This is a genomic window from Polaromonas sp. P4_H1 (assembly GCF_056400945.1).
Map to the genome: position 1 here is coordinate 44,463 of NZ_JBFUKG010000004.1, position 18,685 is coordinate 63,147.

The window sequence follows — 18,685 nt, forward strand, 5'->3', positions numbered from 1 at the left end:
GAAGCATGGCTGTCTTCACCGAAGTGCCCTACGACGAGGCTGCCGCCTTCCTGCGGCGGGTGGGTCTCGGCAATCTGCAGGCCATGGCGGTCTGCAGTGGCGGCATTGAGAACACCAACTACTTCGTGGACACGGATCGCGGCGAGTACGTGCTGACGCTGTTCGAACGCCTGGCGTGGGAACAGCTGCCGTTCTACCTCCACTTGATGCAGCATCTGGCCAGTCGCGGCCTTCCGGTGCCCAAGCCGGCGCCGGACGTGGAAGGCCGCATCTTGCACCGTCTCAAGGGCAAGCCGGCGACAGTGGTGGGAAGGTTGCGAGGAAAGAGTGAACTGGCGCCCGACGCTCGGCACTGCGGTGCAGTGGGCGAAATGCTGGCGCGAATGCACCTGGCCGGCAAGGACTATGCCCGCCATCAGCCCAACTTGCGCGGCCTGCCGTGGTGGACTGAAACCGTGCCGGTTCTGCTGCCATACGTCGGCGAGGACCAGTGCAAGCTGTTGCTGGACGAACTGGACTTCCAGACGGGGATCGCCGCATCCCCCGACTACGCAGCACTGCCACGCGGGCCGGTACATGCCGACCTTTTTCGCGACAACGTTATGTTCGAGGGCGGCTGCCTGAGCGGTTTCCTCGATTTTTACTTTGCGGGTTGCGACACCTTCCTGTTCGACATCGGTGTCTGTCTCAACGACTGGTGCGTGGATCTGGGGAACGGACGCATCGACCCAGTGCGAAGGGCTGCATTCCTGGCCGCTTACCAGTCGGTGCGCCCGCTCGTGGCTGAAGAACGGCGTCTGTTGCCGGCCCTTGAGCGAGCCGCGGCCTTGCGCTTCTGGGTATCGCGGCTCTGGGACTGCTACATACCCCGCGAAGCCACCGTTTTGAAGGTACATGACCCCAGCCATTTCGAGCAGGTTCTGCGCCAGCGCATAAGCGATGCCGCCGGCGCGGGAATTTTCTATCTTCCAGAAAGGACTTTGGGCTGACCCGGGCCCTGACCACCCATCATGAGAACCACCACAGATTTCTACGCCTCCTTGAGGGACGAACTCGAGGACATACAGGTCGCCGGCCTGCTCAAGCTCGAACGCCCGATCCAATCCCCGCAAGGAAGCCGGATCGCAACCACCGACGGGCGGGAAGTGATTAACCTTTGCGCGAACAACTATCTGGGCCTGTCATCTCACCCCGAGGTCATAGCGGCCGCACACGCCGCGCTCGCTGCGCGCGGATTTGGCCTGAGTTCCGTCCGGTTCATCTGCGGAACGCAGGACGTCCACAAAACGCTCGAAGCGCGGCTCTCGCAATTTGTCGGAACTGAAGACACCATCCTGTACGGATCGGCATTCGATGCCAATGGTGGGCTGTTCGAGACATTGCTCGGGCCCGACGATGCGGTGATCAGCGACGAGCTCAATCACGCGTCCATCATCGATGGCATCCGTTTGTGCAAGGCCAGGCGTTATCGCTACCGGCACAACGACGTGATGGATCTGCGCGAACAACTGAAATCGGCGGATGAAGCGGGAGCCCGGTACAAGCTGGTGTTCACCGACGGGGTTTTCTCGATGGACGGGACCATCGCCCGCCTGGACGAAATCCGGGCCGTTTGCGACGAGTTCGGGGCCGTGCTGGGCGTTGACGACTCACACGCCACCGGTTTTCTCGGCAAGCGGGGGCGTGGCACCCACGAATACCGGGGTGTCTTCGGCAAGGTCGACATCATCACGGGCACCCTCGGCAAGGCGCTTGGCGGTGCATCCGGTGGGTTCACGAGCGCCAGAGCGGAAGTCGTTCAGTTGCTGCGCCAGCGCTCACGGCCCTATCTGTTCTCGAACAGCCTGGCGCCGGTGATCGTCGGCGCGACCTTGAAGGTGCTCGACCTGCTGGAAGCCGGCACGGAGCTGCGCGACAGCCTGGAGGACAACACGCGGCACTTCCGCGCCGGACTCGCGGCATGCGGTTTCGAGCTGAAACCCGGCGAACACCCGATCATCCCGGTGATGCTCCACGATGCGGAGCTGTCCCAGAAATTGGCGCGTCGGCTGCTGGAACTCGGGGTTTACGTGACCGGATTCTTCTACCCGGTCGTGCCCAAGGGCCAAGCCCGCATCCGCGTCCAGATCAGCGCACAGCACACCCGTGCGCAACTGGACGCCGCATTGAGCGCCTTCGCGCAGGCCGGTAAAGAGCTGGGGGTGCTCCCATGACTGGATCACCTCGCATTCTCGTCATCGGCGCCAACGGCCAGTTGGGAACCGAACTCTCGGCCGCTTTGGCGGAGTGCTACGGCGCGGACAACGTGGTGGGCAGCGACCGTCTGGAGGTGGGCCGACACGCCGATCTCCGGTATGAGATGCTGGATGCCACGGACGGCGGCCAACTCGCGCAAGTAGTCGAGAGGCATCGCATTACCCAGATCTACCATCTCGCGGCAGCCTTGTCGGCGACGGGCGAAACCGCACCCGAGTGGGCGTGGAGGCTCAACATGGGCAGCCTGTTGAACGTCCTGGAGGTTGCGCGGCAACACAAGCTGGACAAGGTGTTCTGGCCGAGTTCCATCGCCGCCTTCGGTCCGACGACGCCCGCTGATGCCACGCCTCAACGCACGGTCATGGAACCCAGTACTGTCTACGGCATTTCGAAGCTGGCCGGCGAGGGCTGGTGCCGCTGGTACTGCGAGAACCATGGTGTGGATGTCCGCGGCCTGCGCTATCCGGGACTCATTTCCTACAAGGCGAGCCCCGGCGGTGGAACAACCGACTATGCGATCGACATTTTCCATGCGGCCCTCAAAGGGGAACGCTACACCTGCTTCCTCGCCGAGGATGAACCCCTGCCCATGCTCTACATGGACGATGCGGTGCGCGGGACCCTGGAGTTGATGGAAGCCCCCAGTTCGGCCATCACCGAACGCGGCAGCTACAACCTCGCCGGTGTGAGCTTCACGCCCCGCGAGATCGCGCAGGAAATACGAAAGCACCTGCCGGACTTCGAGATCGTGTACGAGCCCGATTTTCGTCAGGCGATCGCCAGCGGATGGCCCGATTCGATCGACGATAGTTGCGCGCGGCGCGACTGGGGTTGGGCTCCGAGGTACGACCTTGCGGCGACGGTTCGCGACATGCTGAAGAACTTGTCTGACAGGGTAAAGCCGCGTTCCACCGTGACTGCGTGATGCCGACGGCATTGGCTTTATTGATTTATTGATTTATTGAGAGAGGGTTAAATATGAACACACAACACTACATCGCGGGCCGCTGGCAATCCGCCCAGGACGAGCGCTGCTTCGAGGTCCGCAATCCGGCCGACGACAGCCTGATTGCGCAAGTGAGCGAAGGCGCCGCTGCCGACGCGCGGCTGGCCGCGGATGCCGCCGCCTTGGCGCTGCCGGCCTGGAAGGCGCGCCCGCCGCGTGAGCGTTGCCTCATCCTCAAGAAGTGGCACGCATTGATCGAGCGTGACGTGGAGCCGCTCGCCCAACTGATTTCGCGCGAACAGGGCAAGCCGCTGGCCGAGGCACGCGGCGAAATCGCCTATAGCGCCGGCTACGTGGAATGGTTTGCCGAGGAGGGCGTGCGTGCCAACGGCGAAGTGATCGCGGCACCGGTGAATTCCAAGCGATATATCGTTCTGAAGGAAGCCGTCGGCGTCGTGGCGGTGGTCACGCCGTGGAACTTCCCGGCTGCGATGATCGCGCGCAAGATCGCGCCTGCGCTGGCCGCCGGCTGCACGGTGCTGGCCAAGCCGGCGGAGGACACGCCACTCACGGCGCTGGCCCTGGTCAAGCTGGCCGAGGAAGCCGGCGTGCCGCCGGGCGTGCTCAATATCGTGTCGGCTTCGCGCGAACGTACCCCGCAAGTCGTGGGCGAATGGCTGGCCGATCCACGGGTGCGAAAAATCAGCTTCACGGGCAGCACCCCAGTGGGCAAGTTGCTGGCGCGCGATTCCGCCGCGACGCTGAAGAAGCTGTCGCTGGAGCTGGGCGGAAACGCGCCCTTCATCGTGTTCGAGGATGCGGACCTGGACGCCGCAGTCGAGGGCCTGATGGCGGCCAAGTTCCGCAACGCCGGGCAGACCTGCGTGAGCCCGAACCGCGTCTACGTCCATACCGCTGTACATGATCGCTTCGTCGACAAGCTGGCCGCGCGCGTGGGCGCGTTGCGGGTAGGGCCGGCCGACTGGTCCGAGGCCGAGATCGGCCCGATGATCAACGCCCGTGCGGTGGACAAGATCGAGCGGCACGTGAACGATGCCGTGGCCAAAGGCGCCAAGGTGGTCGTGGGCGGCCAAAGGGTTCGCAACGAAACCGCCCGCGGTCCCAATTACTACGCGCCCACGGTGCTCATCAACGCCACGCGCGAGATGGAACTGTCGTGCGAGGAAACCTTTGGTCCGGTGGTGCCGATCTTCCGCTTCGCAGACGAAGCGGAGGTGATGGAGCAGGCCAACGACACACCCTACGGCCTAGCCGGCTATTTCTTCTCGCAAGACGTCAAGCGCATTTGGCGCGTGGCGTCTGCGCTGGAGACCGGTATGGTCGGCATCAACGAGGGTGCCATCGCCGCGCAGGCAGCTCCTTTTGGCGGCGTAAAGGAATCCGGCTATGGCCGTGAAGGCTCGCATTGGGGCCTGGACGAGTACCTGCACACCAAGTACCTTTGCCAAGGGAACTTGGCATAGTTGTTGGTCCTGGTGCTGGCGTCACCGGCACCACGACTGCCTGCTATCTAGCCCGGGCCTGCCGCCGGGTGACGGTGGGGAACCGCCAGCCCGGCCCCGCGCGGGAGACGGGCTGAGCGGTTTGGCCAACTTCGGCCTTCAACACCGTCGACTGCACCTATTTCCGCGAAGGGCATTTTCCAGCGAGAAGTCTCGGTTGGGTCCGGTTGTCTTTTGGTGTTGACGTCGAGACAGACGTGCAGGCTGCCGAACGTGTTTACGACTTCAGCTTTGCTTGTTGCAAATTTTTAACGCCGCAAACCCGCATGGATGCTAGGCCCGTGTTTACGACTTTAATTGCTCAGAATAATTAAAGTCGTAAACAAGTTATTAAAGTCGTAAACACGGCTCTAGCATTGGTGCGGGTTTGCGGGATGTTTTGTCGCCGTATGGGGTGACCCCCTCGGGCTGGACCAGAGAGGCTCACCCCAATTCAACAAGTCCATGGGGTTCACTCCATTCAACGATCGGTGCACCGCTCAGACAGGGGTAGCTCCCGCAGGGGGGGCAGAAAGCGGTCGCAATATTCGATCAGGAGTTCGGTGAGGACCCTTATCTTCCGTGCGGGATGCTGACCTGGCGGTCGGATGACGTAAGCACCTGCCGGGGGCGGTGGATGACGGGGCATGATCGGCACGAGTGCCCCGGAGGCCACATATTCATGGGTGAGCCAATCGGGCAAGTAGGCGATCCCGAGTCCTGCTGCCGCAGCGGCGACTAACGCTGTGCCGTTGTCGGCCTTAAAGCGCCCCTGTGGACGAACCGTAATGATCTTGTCGCCATCCATGAGTTGCCAGGCTTCGGTGCCCTGCATGAGAGCCTCGTGGGCGACGAGCTCTTCAGGCGTCTCAGGCGATCCATGCGCCTTGACATAGTCCGGACTTGCGACGAGCTTCCCATGGATCGGGCCAATGCGTCTCGCAATCAAGTTGGAGTCGGGAAGATAGCCAACCCGTATCGCACAATCGTAACCCTCCGCGATGAGATCAACGAAGCGATCGCTGTAGCACGTCTGAATCTGCAGTTGAGGGTGGCGTCGAGCCATTTCCGCGAGTACGGGCGCAAAGTGCGTCGGGCCGAAAGAAAGCGGTGCAGCAATTCGCAAGCGTCCGCGAAGATCACCTGCGGGCAGGATCATTTCCCTGGCCACGTCGATCTCCGCGCAGACCCGCGCAGCATAGTCCCGGAACGTGGCCCCGGCTTCTGTGAGGGCAGCTCCGCGGGTGGATCGCGCAAGCAACTGAACACCCAGTTCTGCTTCAAGCCGAAAGAGCCGGCGACTGACGATCGACTTGGCGACGCCGAGCCGGAGTGCGGCAGGCGAAATTCCCCCGGCATCAGCAACTTCCACGAATGTCTGCAGTTCCTCGATGTCCACTTCGGCGTTCCCCGTTTCGCGACACAGCTCGCCACGGAATGGTACTACCGCATCGAGAAGGGGAACGGCAAAATAGCCGTCAGGGACGTCGCCGATGGCGCAATCTCCCCCGAAACCACCCCTCACGACCACGACAAAGGATTCACCAATGACTTTTCGCAACGGCCTTGCTTCGCTTCTTCGTCCGGAAGACTCCGTACTCGTTCTGATCGACCACCAGCCCTACCAACTCGCGAACGTGAACAGCCATGAACCGCAGATGGTGATCAACAACACGGCGGGTCTGGCCAAGGCCGCCAAGGCCTTTGGCGTCCCCACCATCTTGACGTCAGTGGTCGCCGAAAGGGGAGGACTCCTCTTTCCCCAGATCACCGATGTGTTCCCCGGCCATGAGGTGATTGACCGTACGTTCATCAACACGTGGGAGGACAAGAAGGTGGTGGACGCGGTGAAGGCGACGGGGCGCAAACAGCTGATCATCGCTGGCCTGTGGACCGAGGTGTGTGTCGCGATGCCGGCAATCCAGGCCCTCGGCGAAGGCTGGGACGTTACCGTGATCACCGATGCGTCGGGCGGCGTTTCCATCGAGGCCCATCAGGTCGCCATCCAGCGCATGATCGCAGCCGGCGCGAACATGATGACCTGGCTGGCGCTGGCTGCCGAATGGCAGCGCGACTGGGCCAGGGCCGAACAAGCTGCCGCACTGAGGCAAGTGATCACGCAACATGCCGGCGGTAGCGGTATTGCGTTCCTGTGGGAGCAGCAACTCCTCAACACGCCTGTGCCTGGCAACGCAGGATGATCTAAACGGGGATGAGGAGATTCTTGAGAAACGCGTGCGGCAAGACCGGTCGCTTAATCGAGCCTCTTCATACCTCTCTGTAGCAAAGTCCGTCATGCCTCGATGCAGGCAGGCGGCATGATCAATGATCACGAGCCCACTACTTTCGTCGCGCGGAGGTTCGAAGCGAGGCAGGCTTTACGCCAACCCCGCCAACTGCTCTCGCGTGGAGTTTCCGTGGGCTCGGCGCACGCCTGATCGAGCACTCCGTCCAGCTACTGCCCGCGAATGCGGCCGACTCAGCTTGGCTAGCCGTGTGCAAACTGTAAATTTAACTTGTTTCCGACTTTATGCTGTCATGTTGTTAAATCGAAACGCCGCGAACTCGCATGGATGCTACGGTGCCATTTACGACTTTAATTACGCGGAATACGCGCTGTGCTCACAAAGAATGTGGGTCAAGATTCGATGGAAAACTCGGGGATGCGGACAAAAACTTGGACTGGTTTATGCCGTAAGTCCAAGTTTTTATCCGCACCCCCTTAGATCAAGCTTCAGCGCAATTCAACAGTGAGACTGAGGCCGGTTGCCAATCTGGACGGTGGATGCTTAAGCTGCGAGCACCGGATAGTCCGTGTAGCCCTTGGCGCCGGGTGTGTAGAACGTGTCCGGGGCAGGAGCGTTCAACGGCGCGTCCTGGCGCAAGCGCTCGACCAGGTCAGGGTTGGCGATGAAAGGCCTGCCTATGGCGATCAGGTCTGCGCGGCCTTCGCTCAGTGCCTGTTGTGCGCTGGCTTTGTCCTGTCCGCCGGCGAGGATGAAGGGGCCGTCGAATGCAGCCTTCAAATCGGCCTTCAGCTTCGCCGGGACGGGCGGGGCGCCCATGGCCGAGTGGTCCAGGACGTGAACGTACATGAGGCCGAGCGCGGAGAGTTGCTTCACCAGCGCCAGGTACTGTTCGTCCACGCCTTCGAATGCGCCGGTGCTATTGACCACGCCGTGAGGCGATAGGCGGATGCCGACCCGCTCAGCGCCGATCTCCTTCACGGCAGCACGGGCGACCTCAAGCACCAGCCGGTTGCGTCCCTCGGCCGTGCCGCCGTAGCCATCGGCGCGGCGGTTGATGTTGGCATTCAGGAATTGCTCGAGCAAGTAACCGTTGGCCGCGTGCAACTCGATGCCGTCAAAGCCGGCCTGGATGGCAAGGCGCGCGGCCGTTGCGTACTCGCCGGTCACCGCCTGGATGTCGAGCTCGGTCATGGCGCGCGGCGGCGTGTGCGGCTGGCTGCCTTGCGTATCGGTCCACATCTCACCAGGGCAGGTCTCGGGTGAAGGTCCAAGCACTTCGGCGCCCGCCGGCAGGTTGGCTTGGTGGCTCACGCGCCCGGTATGCATCAGCTGCACAACGATCTTGCCGCCTTTGGCATGGACGGCGTCGGTCACCAGCTTCCAGCCTTGCACCTGGGCGTCGTTGAACAGGCCGGGGATGCGGGCATAACCCAAGCCGTTGGGCGAAGGTGAGGTGCCTTCCGTGATGATGAGGCCGGCGCTCGCGCGCTGGGCGTAGTACGTCGCCATCAGGCTGTTGGGCGTGTTGTTGTCGCTTGCGCGGCTGCGCGTGAGCGGCGACATCACCGCGCGATTGCTGAGCTGGGTGGCACGCAGGGAGAAGGCGTCGAAAAGCATGGGCTGTCCTTGGGGAAATGAAAAGGAGAGAAAGGAAGATCAGTGACGTTCAGTTAGCGGGAATCAACCGATCTTGTAACGAGGGGCTGGCGTTCCGGCTTGGGTGCCCGCGAACAGTTCGGAGCGTGCTGCCTCGTACTTGTCCCACAGACTTGCATCGGCGACCGACGGCCATGTGACAGCTTCGCCCTGATCCAGGCCCGCGAGCGCCGCATCGACCATATGTTCGGTCGTCATCAGGGTATTCTTGTTGAGGGCAGCCAGCGGAACGCCCGACAGATCCCAGAGGTCGGTGGCTGTGGATGCGGGCAAGACCAGCTGAACCTTCACCCCGGTGCCGGCCAGCTCTTCCTGCAGGCCTCTGCTGTATTGCAATACGAAGGCCTTGGTGCCGCTGTAGATGGCGCTGATTGGCAGTGAGTGGACGGCCAGAGCGGATGCGATATTGATGATCAAGCCCTGGTTCCTCGCCACGAAGGCGGGCACCGCAGCTTGCGTCAGGCGCGTCAGCGCTGTGATATTCAGGGCGATTTGGGATTGCGCGTCGTTCGCAGACGTCTGCGCAGCCGGCGCCAGGCGCGCAATACCGGCGTTGTTCACCAGGACGCGCACATCCCCATTGGTGGCCAGAACCTTCTCGATCCGCGCCAAGTCCTGGTCTTGGGTCAGATCGGCCGAGATGGGCTCAGCTTTGATGCCGTGTGCCTTAGAGACTTGCGCAGCGAGGGCTTCCAGGCGGTCAGCGCGCCGGGCGACAAGGATAAGATCGTATCCACGCGCGGCAAGGCGATCCGCATAGACGGCTCCGATGCCGGAAGAAGCCCCTGTGACAAGAGCGACTTTCCTGGAACTGGTATTTGTCATTTGATAGTTTTCCAATAAAATTGAGGGCTCAACTAAAAAGTTGAGGGCTCAAGTATAAAGTTGATCGCCAGCGGATTGCCGATGGTGCAGCACTCAACCATTTTGAAATTATGGGTATTACCTCAAATCTCTCAAATCTTATTGATGCGAAAAACAGCCCGGATAAGCCCGCCGCAGATGAGCAGGACATCTTGGGCGGACGGGCCTGCACGATCACACCACTGCGCCTTGCGGCTCGCAGACTTGAGCAGCTGTATGACGAAGCGCTGGCACCGTTGGACCTCAAAGCCACGCAGCTCGCGCTCATCGCAGGAATACACAGGCTCACGGGCGCCGATCAACAAGGACCGACGCTGCAGGATCTGGCAGCCCTGCTCGCCATCCAACTTTCGGCCCTGACCCATGCGCTAAGGCCTCTGGTGCGCGACGGAATTGTTGAGCTGCGTCAGGACGCCCAAGACCGGCGGACCAAACACGGCGTTCTCACTTCGCTTGGCAAGACCCGGCTTTCAGAAGGCATAGTGCGCTGGGCAGCAGCAAACGACCAAGTGGAGGTCGTTCTGGGGTCTGCCTCGGCTGCGAACTTGAGGGCCCTGGCCGATCAGGTGGCTTCCGACGCGTTTCTGGTCGCATATAAGGCGGAGAATCAACCGCCGACCCGTTGACCGCCCTCGGCCCAGAGCAAGCTGGCGAAGATCGTTCTGATCACCGCGGGCAGTTAGCCCAACAGCGCGTTTGGCCTGTCGGGCGTGTTGAGTTCCGTCGAGATCAGGCCCAGTTAGGCAGCTGCCATTTTGCAATGCTACGGATGGCCTATCCGTTCTGAAGCAGAGCGCCCGCTACAGCATCTTCAAAAGGAGATTTTTCATGTTCGTACGTCGTTACGCCCCTCTGAGATCACGCAAGGTCGAAGCGATCAAGGTTCATCACTTTGTTCCAGGCCGCCACAAAGTCACGCACGAATGACTTCTGCGAGTCGCTGCACGCATAGACTTCCGCGAGGGCTCGGAGCTGGGAGTTCGAACCGAAGACGAGATCCACGATGGTGCCCGTCCACTTGAGCTCGCCCGTTGCCCGATCGCGCCCCTCCAACACGCCTTCAGAGGTGGCGGACTTCTGCCACTTCGTGCTCATGTCGAGGAGATTCACGAAGAAGTCATTGGTCAATGTTTCGGGTTGCTTGGTGAAAACACCGTGTTTGGACTGGCCGACGTTCGCATTCAGGGCGCGCAGGCCGCCGATCAGAACCGTCATCTCAGGGGCGGTCAGCGTCATCAACTGCGCCTTGTCCACCAGCAGCTCAGCCGCCGATTCCTCGAGTCCCTTGCGGGCGTAGTTGCGGAACCCGTCTGCGGCCGGCTCCAGTACGGCGAACGAGTCCACATCGGTCTGCTCCTGCGACGCATCCACGCGCCCCGGCGAGAAGGGAACCTTCACGTCTTGGCCGGCCTTCTTCGCTGCTGCCTCGACGGCTGCGCAGCCACCCAGAACGATCAGGTCTGCAAGCGAAACCTTCTTGCCGCCAGACTGTGCGCTGTTGAAGTCCTTCTGGATCGTTTCCAGCTTCTGCAGGACCTTTGCCAGTTCAGCCGGCTGGTTGACTTCCCAATTCTTCTGCGGCGCCAGGCGAATACGCGCGCCGTTCGCTCCACCGCGCTTGTCGCTGCCGCGGAACGTTGCAGCAGACGCCCAGGCCGTGGTGACCAGTTGGGAGATGGACAGGCCAGATGCGAGGATCTTGGCCTTCAGGGCGGCAATGTCCTGCTCGTCGATCAATTTGTGATCCACTGCGGGAATGGGGTCCTGCCACAGCAGCTGCTCCTTGGGAACGAGCGGGCCAAGATAACGCGACAGGGGGCCCATATCGCGGTGCGTCAGTTTGAACCACGCCCGGGCGAATGCGTCCGCGAACTGATCCGGATTCTCATGAAAGCGCCTTGAAATTTTTTCGTAGACAGGGTCGAGCCGCAGGGAGAGGTCCGTGGTCAGCATGGAAGGCGCGTGACGCTTCGACGGGTCGTGGGCATCCGGCACTGTATCGGCGCCCGCGCCAAGCTTCGGTTTCCACTGATGCGCACCGGCGGGGCTCTTCGTCAGTTCCCATTCGTAGCCGAACAGGTTCGAGAAGAAGTTGTTGCTCCACTTTGTTGGCGAACTGGTCCAGGTAACTTCCAGGCCGCTGCTGATCGTGTCACCCCCTTTGCCGGTGCCAAAGCCGCTCTTCCAGCCCAGGCCCTGCTCCTCGATGCCGGCAGCTTCCGGCTCGGACCCCACATGTTTCACATCGCCGGCGCCGTGGGTTTTGCCGAAGGTGTGACCGCCAGCGATGAGCGCAACCGTCTCTTCGTCGTTCATCGCCATGCGAGCGAAGGTCTCGCGGATATCCCGCGCCGCAGCGATCGGATCCGGGTTACCGTTCGGGCCTTCCGGATTGACGTAAATCAGACCCATCTGCACGGCACCGAGCGGATTTTCGAGATCCCGGTCGCCGGAGTAGCGCTTGTCACCCAGCCAGGTGTTCTCAGAGCCCCAGTAGACGTCTTCTTCCGGTTCCCAGATGTCCTCACGTCCACCGGCGAAACCGAAGGTCTTGAATCCCATCGATTCCAGAGCGACGTTGCCAGCGAGGATCATCAGGTCGGCCCAGGAGAGTTTGCGGCCATACTTCTGCTTGATCGGCCAAAGCAGCCTGCGCGCCTTGTCGAGGTTGACGTTGTCCGGCCAGCTATTCAGGGGAGCAAAGCGCTGGTTGCCACTCCCTGCGCCGCCGCGACCGTCGGAGACACGGTACGTGCCGGCGCTGTGCCATGCCATGCGAATGAACAAAGGTCCGTAGTGGCCGAAGTCCGCCGGCCACCAGTCCTGTGAGTTGGTCATCAGCGCCAGGAGATCCTTCTTCACGGCCTCCAGGTCGAGGCTCTTGAACTCCTGGGCGTAGTTGAACGCCTCGCCCATGGGGTCGGACATTGCGGAATGCTGGTGCAAGATGTTCAGATTCAGTTGATTGGGCCACCAGTCTGCGTTCGATGGCGCTCCAGCCACCGTGTGCTTGCGAGCGTTGCCCGAGAATGGGCAGTTGGGTTCGGTTGACATGGTTTTCTCCTTGGGTTGTTTGCAACTGATTACGCAATCCAGTCTAGGGTTTGGGTACCGATCGATCAATGAAATTTTGCTAATGGGAACGATAGTCCGGCCTGACAAACTCACCGGACCTACTTCTGGGCCTGCGCATAGCGAAGATAGTCGGCGCTGATCCGCCTTGAATGGGTGACCAGCGCGCGAACGAAGGGCAATCGCGCCACCTCGTAGCGGGCCAAAGCGGCGGAAACGGGCTCGTTTGCGCGTCGGTCTGCCAGCATTTGGGCCAGCACCGCCGCATCCTCCACCCCGGTCGCGAAGCCACGTCCTGTCATTGGTGAAACCACGTGGGCAGCGTCCCCCGCGATCGCCAGCGCGCCACGTGCTAACCGATCCGGTTTGTATTCGGCGATCGGGGCGCCACTCAGTGCGTCTGTCGAGCGCACCCCGGCAGCCACCGCCTCCGCCCATATTTCCGGCCAAAGCTGTGGGATGAGCGCAACCAGTTCTGCCCGGACATCTTCGTCAATCGTCCCGCGTCCGAGCGTTCCCACTATGTAGCCGTCCGCCGTCAGGCGGTTGGTGCGGCGGAGCAACTCCTGCCGGTGTACATCGAACCATGCGAATGTGACCTGCCGCCGTCCCATCTCCACCGACCCGTCGCGACCAGGAAGCACCGCGGCAACCAAACGGTAGCCCTCTACAAACTCTATCCACAGACCGCCGTTCGATGGCCAAGGGACAGGACGCTCCAGCGTTTGCTCCTCGATGAGCCCTCGCCAGACGACGTAGCCGGCATAGCCGCCCAGTTCGGCCAACCGGTAATCGTAGACAACAGGCCTGGTGCCAACACAATGATCGGCGCAGAGACCGTGGCCAAGGCGCCACCGGACGGCTACACCTTGTTGGGGACCGGTTATCAAGGCATCAGGATTTACTGTCGAAGAGTGAATCCTGAAAGAAAATGGACGTTTTCCGATGGGGCGCTTGTCACTGCCGGAAGCTACGCGTCACGAGTTTCGTCCGGCTGCTCCTCGTCCTGGCTTGCTGGCCCAGGCGCTCCCGCAAGAACTCGACAAAGCGCTGCGTCTTCGCCGGCAGCAAGCGTGTTTCGGTGAGCGCATAGACCGGCGTCGACCTGGCCTGCCAGTCAGGCAAGATGCGCCGCAGGCGACCGGCAGGTCGAGCTGACCGAAGCCGGGCAGATCTACTACGAGCGCTGCAGGTGCATCGTCGACGAAGCGCGGATCGCTCACGAGCAGCTGGGGGAGATGCTGGCGCAGCCCAGCGGCGTGCTGCGTGCGTCACTGTCGGTGGACTTTGCCACCATCTACATGGCGCCACTGATTGCGGAGTTCGCCCAAGGGTGTGCGTGAAAAAAAACCGTGGCAGGCTATCGTTTTCAGTGGCGCAACAGGATGGCGGCCAGAACAAATGCGGCCATCCACAGCGTTTCGACCAGCAGCAGCACAAAGGGGCGCCAGCCGGCGCGGGCCAGTTGCCTGAATGAAGTCTTCACGCCCAGCGCCGCAATGGCAACGACCAAACAGGCACGCGAGACATCGTTCAGGCCGGTTTGCACCGCCGCCGGTACGCCGCCCATGGAGTTGATGATGACCAGGGCCACGAATACCCACAGAAACCACGGCACCAAGGCCTGCTTGGCGTCGGCGGACGTGCTCTCGCTCGCCTCGCGCTGCCGCTTGAACAGACTGGACACCACCACCACCACCACAGCCAGCATGGAGACACGGAACAGCTTGACGATGGTGGCGTAGTCGCCGGTTTCCTGGTTCAGCATGTAACCGGCGCCTACTACCTGCGCAACGTCGTGGATCGTGCCACCCAGAAACAGGCCAGCCAGCTCGGGCGGCAGATGCAGCAGCTTGGCAACCAGTGGATAAATCACCATGGCCAGGGTAGACAGCACGGTCACGGTCACCACCACCATCAGGGTGAAGCGTTCACTTTCCTTGTTGCGCGGCAACACCGCCGAGATCGCCAGAGCGGCCGACGCGCCACAGATGGCGACCGCACCGCCGGACAACACCGCTTGCGCGCGGTTCATGCCCAGACGACGTCCCAGCAGCACCCCACACAGCAGCGTGGTCACGACWGCGGCGATGACGATGGCCGCAGTGCTCCAGCCCAAGCCCGCAATTTGACTCGCCGTGATCCGCGCACCGAGCAGGCCGACGCCCAGGCGCAGCACGGTACGCGMGCAAAATTCGATGCCGGGCCTGGTGTTGGCGTCATGGCTGAGGTAGTGAAATCCCACACCAAAGAACAGCGCATACAAAAACTGGGGCCCGCCRTGCAGCGTGGACACCAGGGTGGCGGCCATCGCAATCACACAAGACAARGCRACACCCGGGAGAAGTTGCAGCCGGTGCTGCGGCAACCAAGCGGGGTGGGYCGTGTCGGCGGCTGACGTTGGCGACAGGAAATTGAACACAGGCAAACCTCTTTCGAACAGCGCGCGTGGGGTACGCGTGGGAGGGTTATGCCCTCAATGAATTAGATAATAGGCAAAAGTCATTAAAGAAAAAAGCGGATAATATCGTTAAGAATGATCGATAAATCCAATCAGCAATCCTTCCAGCGCCTGCGCCTCAACCTGCGTCAGCTCGAAGTCTTTCTGGCCACGGCGCGCGGTGGCAGCACGCGTGCGGCGGCCGACCGGATCGCACGCTCGCAATCTGCGGCCAGCACCTCGCTGGCCGAACTCGAGGCCGCGCTCGGCGTCGAACTGTTCGACCGCATCGGCCGACGCCTGCTGCTTAACGAGAACGGGCGCGCGCTGTTGCCCAAGGCCCAGGCCCTGGTCGAACAGGCGGCCGAAGTGCAAGCCCTGTTCACAGACGAGCACGCCGCGCCCTTGCGCGTGGCGGCCAGCTTTACGATCGGCGAATACCTGCTGCCCAGCCTGGTGTCGCAATGGACGCAATTGCACCCCAAGAGCCAGATCCATCTGCGCATAGGCAATACCAGCGAAGTGATCGCCGCGGTAGCTGCTTTGGACGTCGACATCGGCTTCGTCGAGGGGTCGCAGACGCATGCCGACCTGGTCGTGCGCCCCTGGCTGGATGACGAAATGGTGATCCTCGCGGCTCCGGGTCATCCGCTGGCGAATCGTTGCGCGACGGCCCGCCAGTTGGCCGACGCCACCTGGGTGCTACGGGAACACGGTTCCGGCACGCGCCAGATCGCTGATGAATGGTTGCTGAAAAACCTGGGGCAGGTGCGCGTCGGTTTCGAACTTGGCAGCACCGAAGCGATCAAGCGCGTGGTGGCGGCGAGCGATGGCCTGGGCTGCCTTTCGCGCTACGCGGTGGCGCAAAGTGTGGCAGACGGGCACCTGGTTGAATTGCGAACACGCCTGCCCAGGGCAAGCCGCCAGCTCGCCATCGTGCTGCACCGCGAAAAGCGGCTGGGCCGCGCGACCACAGACTTCCTGGCGCACTGCAGCGCCGCCGCGCCGCACAGCGCCCGTCACAACCACTCAACAGGCCCTTGACGCATCTGTCCGGGGCGTACTTCGCCTCCAAGGCGGGGTCCCCTCAATGGGATGGACGCTCCCACCTAAACGGCATCGTAATGTGCCAAAGTGGAGATGCAAATCAACCACTTAAACAGACAGGAGCGTCCGACATGAAGGCTACTACAGTAGGCATCGACTTGGCAAAAAACGTGTTCCAGTTGCACGGGGTCAACGAGTTTGGAAAAACCGTTATCAAGAAGCAGTTGCGCCGTGACCAGGTGGCCGAGTATTTCGTCAACCTACCCGCTTGCTTGATAGGGATGGAGGCGTGCGGCAGTGCTCATTACTGGGCGCGCAAGCTGCAGGGATTTGGGCACACCGTCAAGCTGATGGCGCCTCAGTTCGTGAAGCCCTATGTCAAAACTAACAAAAATGATGCCGCTGATGCCGAGGCGATCTGCGAAGCCGTTGCCCGGCCCAACATGCGCTTCGTGCCGATCAAGAACGTCGAACAGCAGGCGGTGCTGGCACTGCATCGGGTCCGCCAGGGCTTTGTGAAAGCGCGCACCGCCCAGGCCAACCAAATCCGAGGTCTTCTTGGTGAATTCGGGCTGATCGTCCCACAGGGCATTGGTTACATCACCACTCGGGTTCCTGAACTTATTGAAGATGCCAGCAACGAGCTGCCTGGCTCGTTTCGGGTACTCGTTCAACGGCTGCTGGACCATCTCAAGGAACTGGATCGTCAGGTTGATGAACTTGAAGTGCAGATTCGATCTTGGCATCGCAGCAGCGATGTCAGTTGCAAGCTTGCCCAGGTCCCAGGCATTGGGCCGATCACCGCCAGTGCGCTGGTCGCTTCCATTGGCGACGCGAAGAACTTTGACAGCGGTCGTCAAGTGGCGGCCTGGCTTGGTCTTGTCCCTAAGCAGCATTCCAGTGGCGGGAAACAGAATTTGCAGGGAATCAGCAAGCGTGGCGATACCTACCTCAGAACCTTGCTGATACATGGCGCGCGATCCGTTATCTACCAGGCGGGTCAAAAGCCCGAGTCATGCAGTTGGATCAACGGAGTTGTCAATCGGCGCAATAAGAATGTGGCGGCTGTTGCGTTGGCCAATAAGAATGCGCGACTCGTATGGGCATTACTTGCCCATGACCGGGAGTTCCGACCCGACTACACCACCGCTAAGGCGGCGGTGTAGTCGGGTCGGCTGATTGGAATAACGACAATAGAGTAGGGAGAATTGAACCACCGATTGCTCAGGCGATCATGAAGTGATGGCAAGATAGGTCAGACCGTGGTTGGCAAAGCCCGTTGAAAACGAAGCACTTCGAGTGCATCCCCTCGATTGGGGCGTCAACCAGCGAATCCCATTAGGGACAGTGACCAAGAGTCACGCAAAAAGTCCGAATGTACGGGTGCAATCTATACCTTCGAGTCATCATGAATTGAAAGCTTGGCATACCGGGAGCGTCCATGTACGTTTTCAGTGCAATAAGTGACGGATCCCGCCCAACTCGATGCTAGGTTCCAGCTGGACCGCGGACTCGCGCATAGCTGTTTATCCGACTCGAACAGCTGCCCGAGGTTCACGCAGGCCACATGACCCAGATTTCAGTCGAAACCCATGCCGACTGTATTCCCTGCAACTTGATGATGAATTGGCGCGTGAATGCCCTGAACCAGCATTCGCTCATCCCTTAATCATTGAGCTTGCGCACCGAGCGCAAACTTTTTCAACCCGTCGAGATCCACTACCTCGATCGATCCGTATTGCACCCTTATCAGGCCGGCATTTTCAAGTTCGTGCAAAGCACGGTAGGCGGTCTGTCTCACCATGCCGGTAAGTCGACCAATCTCCTCCTGGGAAATGTCTATGCGGAGTTGCGTGTTCGGATAGAGCTGTGGGTTGAAGAGTTCGGCCAGGCAGTACGCCACCCGGGTATTCACATCCCCCAGGCGTAGGCCTTCGACCAGCGCCACGTAGTAGCCTAAACGGGCGTTCAGTTGGTCGATAAGCCATCGGCTGAACGAATGGCTGTTATCCAGCAGCCAGAGGAAGGTGGCCCGGGGCACGAAAGCGACAGTGCTGTCGCGGATTGCCACGACGGCATACGGGCGCGGTTCGCCTTTCAGTACGGCTCCTTCGCCGAACCAGGCGCCGCCGGGAACGCCGGCAAACGTCGTCGCCCGGCCATCGGCAGAAACCGTGTCAACCTTGACCAGGCCGTCAACGACGGCCAGCCAGTGCTCAGAGGGTGATTCGCGAAGGCAAATCGTAGCCCCAGCCGTGAAAGTACGCGTCACGGCGTCGCCACAGACACGATCAAACTGATCCTGGGAAAGGCCCTCGCGCCATGGAGAAGAGGCGAGAAATTCCAGCAGTTTGTTGCGTTGTGTTGTCTGGTGAGCATTCATTTCATTACCACCGATCGAAAGTTTTACCGATGAATGATCGGCTTGCAAGGCCGTCCAATCACCCCGAAGCAGTATCCGATGCTGGGTAGCGGCAGGACTACTAACGATCGCAATACTAACCAGCAATGGCAGCGTCGCCAGGAATGTTATCCAGAGGACATTCATTTCTACCCATTTCTCCGACAATTTTCTCTCGGACCAAATCACGTACGTTTTCGATGGAATTTTGGTGACGACACACCAGATCGTGTTGATTAAATTTTTGCCTGG

The 18,685-nt window shown here is 61.0% G+C and carries 15 protein-coding genes and 2 pseudogenes; 9 read left to right on the forward strand and 8 right to left on the reverse strand.

The annotated features are described in order from the left end of the window. Nucleotides 1-5 precede the first annotated feature (5 nt). From AC1DS5_RS07195 to AC1DS5_RS07210, 4 genes are read left to right on the forward strand one after another with little or no spacing between them, the layout of a single operon-like run. Nucleotides 6-989, forward strand: a complete 984-nt coding sequence (locus tag AC1DS5_RS07195; protein ID WP_477717572.1) for a homoserine kinase — start codon at nucleotides 6-8, stop codon at nucleotides 987-989. Nucleotides 990-1,010: 21 nt separating this feature from the next. Next, on the forward strand, nucleotides 1,011-2,213 hold the full coding sequence (gene kbl / locus AC1DS5_RS07200; protein ID WP_477717573.1) for a glycine C-acetyltransferase: 1,203 nt from the start codon (nucleotides 1,011-1,013) through the stop codon (nucleotides 2,211-2,213). Further along, nucleotides 2,210-3,181: an NAD-dependent epimerase/dehydratase family protein gene (locus tag AC1DS5_RS07205; RefSeq protein WP_477717574.1), complete on the forward strand. Its 972-nt coding sequence runs from the start codon at nucleotides 2,210-2,212 to the stop codon at nucleotides 3,179-3,181. Before kbl ends, AC1DS5_RS07205 begins: the two co-directional genes overlap by 4 nt. A 53-nt stretch (nucleotides 3,182-3,234) precedes the next feature. Beyond that, nucleotides 3,235-4,686 carry an NAD-dependent succinate-semialdehyde dehydrogenase gene (locus AC1DS5_RS07210; protein WP_477717575.1) on the forward strand — a complete coding sequence of 484 codons (1,452 nt, stop codon included), beginning with the start codon at nucleotides 3,235-3,237 and terminating at the stop codon, nucleotides 4,684-4,686. Nucleotides 4,687-5,185: 499 nt separating this feature from the next. Here the strand turns inward: AC1DS5_RS07210 and AC1DS5_RS07215 are convergent, their stop codons facing one another. Then, on the reverse strand, nucleotides 5,186-6,265 hold the full coding sequence (locus AC1DS5_RS07215; RefSeq protein ID WP_477717576.1) for a LysR family transcriptional regulator: 1,080 nt from the start codon (nucleotides 6,263-6,265) through the stop codon (nucleotides 5,186-5,188). Here AC1DS5_RS07215 and AC1DS5_RS07220 point away from each other — a divergent pair. Then, the gene (locus tag AC1DS5_RS07220; protein ID WP_477717577.1) at nucleotides 6,252-6,905 is read left to right on the forward strand and encodes a hydrolase; all 654 of its coding nucleotides are present in this window, start codon (nucleotides 6,252-6,254) and stop codon (nucleotides 6,903-6,905) included. The two genes, AC1DS5_RS07215 and AC1DS5_RS07220, sit on opposite strands and share 14 nt — an antisense overlap. A gap of 588 nt (nucleotides 6,906-7,493) precedes the next feature. Here the strand turns inward: AC1DS5_RS07220 and AC1DS5_RS07225 are convergent. Continuing rightward, nucleotides 7,494-8,570 (reverse strand): alkene reductase, encoded by a 1,077-nt coding sequence (locus tag AC1DS5_RS07225; RefSeq protein ID WP_477717578.1) that lies wholly within the window; start codon nucleotides 8,568-8,570, stop codon nucleotides 7,494-7,496. A 63-nt stretch (nucleotides 8,571-8,633) separates the two neighbouring features. Further along, entirely contained in the window at nucleotides 8,634-9,434 is an 801-nt protein-coding gene (locus AC1DS5_RS07230) for an SDR family NAD(P)-dependent oxidoreductase (protein WP_477717579.1), read from the reverse strand. Between the two features lie 110 nt (nucleotides 9,435-9,544). On the opposite strand from AC1DS5_RS07230, the gene AC1DS5_RS07235 reads away from it, so the two are divergent. Beyond that, complete coding sequence (locus AC1DS5_RS07235; RefSeq protein ID WP_477717580.1) at nucleotides 9,545-10,099, forward strand: MarR family winged helix-turn-helix transcriptional regulator; 555 nt, start codon at nucleotides 9,545-9,547, stop codon at nucleotides 10,097-10,099. 232 nt (nucleotides 10,100-10,331) lie between these two features. On the opposite strand, the gene katG is transcribed toward AC1DS5_RS07235, so the two are convergent. The 3 genes and pseudogenes from katG to AC1DS5_RS07250 form a co-directional block, all read right to left on the reverse strand. Further along, nucleotides 10,332-12,527: a catalase/peroxidase HPI gene (katG, locus tag AC1DS5_RS07240; RefSeq protein ID WP_477717581.1), complete on the reverse strand. Its 2,196-nt coding sequence runs from the start codon at nucleotides 12,525-12,527 to the stop codon at nucleotides 10,332-10,334. 119 nt (nucleotides 12,528-12,646) lie between these two features. Beyond that, entirely contained in the window at nucleotides 12,647-13,330 is a 684-nt protein-coding gene (locus AC1DS5_RS07245) for an FAD-dependent monooxygenase (RefSeq protein ID WP_477717582.1), read from the reverse strand. Between the two features lie 172 nt (nucleotides 13,331-13,502). After that, nucleotides 13,503-13,691 (reverse strand): annotated as a pseudogene (locus AC1DS5_RS07250) (hypothetical protein); the annotation flags it as partial. 8 nt (nucleotides 13,692-13,699) lie between these two features. Between AC1DS5_RS07250 and AC1DS5_RS07255 the strand changes: the two are divergent. Further along, nucleotides 13,700-13,873: pseudogene (locus tag AC1DS5_RS07255) on the forward strand (LysR family transcriptional regulator); the annotation flags it as partial. 41 nt (nucleotides 13,874-13,914) lie between these two features. On the opposite strand, the gene AC1DS5_RS07260 reads toward AC1DS5_RS07255, so the two are convergent. Next, nucleotides 13,915-14,913: a YeiH family protein gene (locus AC1DS5_RS07260; protein WP_477717776.1), complete on the reverse strand. Its 999-nt coding sequence runs from the start codon at nucleotides 14,911-14,913 to the stop codon at nucleotides 13,915-13,917. A 168-nt stretch (nucleotides 14,914-15,081) separates the two neighbouring features. Between AC1DS5_RS07260 and AC1DS5_RS07265 the strand changes: the two genes are divergently transcribed. Both AC1DS5_RS07265 and AC1DS5_RS07270 read left to right on the forward strand, forming a co-directional pair. Further along, nucleotides 15,082-16,029: a LysR family transcriptional regulator gene (locus AC1DS5_RS07265; RefSeq protein ID WP_477717583.1), complete on the forward strand. Its 948-nt coding sequence runs from the start codon at nucleotides 15,082-15,084 to the stop codon at nucleotides 16,027-16,029. Nucleotides 16,030-16,163: 134 nt separating this feature from the next. Continuing rightward, nucleotides 16,164-17,198 (forward strand): IS110 family RNA-guided transposase, encoded by a 1,035-nt coding sequence (locus tag AC1DS5_RS07270; protein WP_477717584.1) that lies wholly within the window; start codon nucleotides 16,164-16,166, stop codon nucleotides 17,196-17,198. Between the two features lie 503 nt (nucleotides 17,199-17,701). Here AC1DS5_RS07270 and AC1DS5_RS07275 read toward each other — a convergent pair. Continuing rightward, on the reverse strand, nucleotides 17,702-18,580 hold the full coding sequence (locus AC1DS5_RS07275; RefSeq protein WP_477717585.1) for a Crp/Fnr family transcriptional regulator: 879 nt from the start codon (nucleotides 18,578-18,580) through the stop codon (nucleotides 17,702-17,704). Nucleotides 18,581-18,685 lie beyond the last annotated feature (105 nt).

What these genes read in the sequence shown, in the direction of transcription:
- AC1DS5_RS07195 (WP_477717572.1), top strand. Translation starts at nt 6, where the DNA reads ATGGCTGTCTTCACCGAAGTGCCCTACGACGAGGCTGCCGCCTTCCTG.
- AC1DS5_RS07265 (WP_477717583.1), top strand. Translation starts at nt 15,082, where the DNA reads ATGATCGATAAATCCAATCAGCAATCCTTCCAGCGCCTGCGCCTCAAC.
- AC1DS5_RS07235 (WP_477717580.1), top strand. Translation starts at nt 9,545, where the DNA reads ATGGGTATTACCTCAAATCTCTCAAATCTTATTGATGCGAAAAACAGC.
- AC1DS5_RS07230 (WP_477717579.1), bottom strand. Translation starts at nt 9,434, where the DNA reads ATGACAAATACCAGTTCCAGGAAAGTCGCTCTTGTCACAGGGGCTTCT.
- AC1DS5_RS07220 (WP_477717577.1), top strand. Translation starts at nt 6,252, where the DNA reads ATGACTTTTCGCAACGGCCTTGCTTCGCTTCTTCGTCCGGAAGACTCC.
- kbl (WP_477717573.1), top strand. Translation starts at nt 1,011, where the DNA reads ATGAGAACCACCACAGATTTCTACGCCTCCTTGAGGGACGAACTCGAG.
- AC1DS5_RS07225 (WP_477717578.1), bottom strand. Translation starts at nt 8,570, where the DNA reads ATGCTTTTCGACGCCTTCTCCCTGCGTGCCACCCAGCTCAGCAATCGC.
- AC1DS5_RS07205 (WP_477717574.1), top strand. Translation starts at nt 2,210, where the DNA reads ATGACTGGATCACCTCGCATTCTCGTCATCGGCGCCAACGGCCAGTTG.
- AC1DS5_RS07270 (WP_477717584.1), top strand. Translation starts at nt 16,164, where the DNA reads ATGAAGGCTACTACAGTAGGCATCGACTTGGCAAAAAACGTGTTCCAG.
- AC1DS5_RS07275 (WP_477717585.1), bottom strand. Translation starts at nt 18,580, where the DNA reads ATGAATGTCCTCTGGATAACATTCCTGGCGACGCTGCCATTGCTGGTT.
- katG (WP_477717581.1), bottom strand. Translation starts at nt 12,527, where the DNA reads ATGTCAACCGAACCCAACTGCCCATTCTCGGGCAACGCTCGCAAGCAC.
- AC1DS5_RS07210 (WP_477717575.1), top strand. Translation starts at nt 3,235, where the DNA reads ATGAACACACAACACTACATCGCGGGCCGCTGGCAATCCGCCCAGGAC.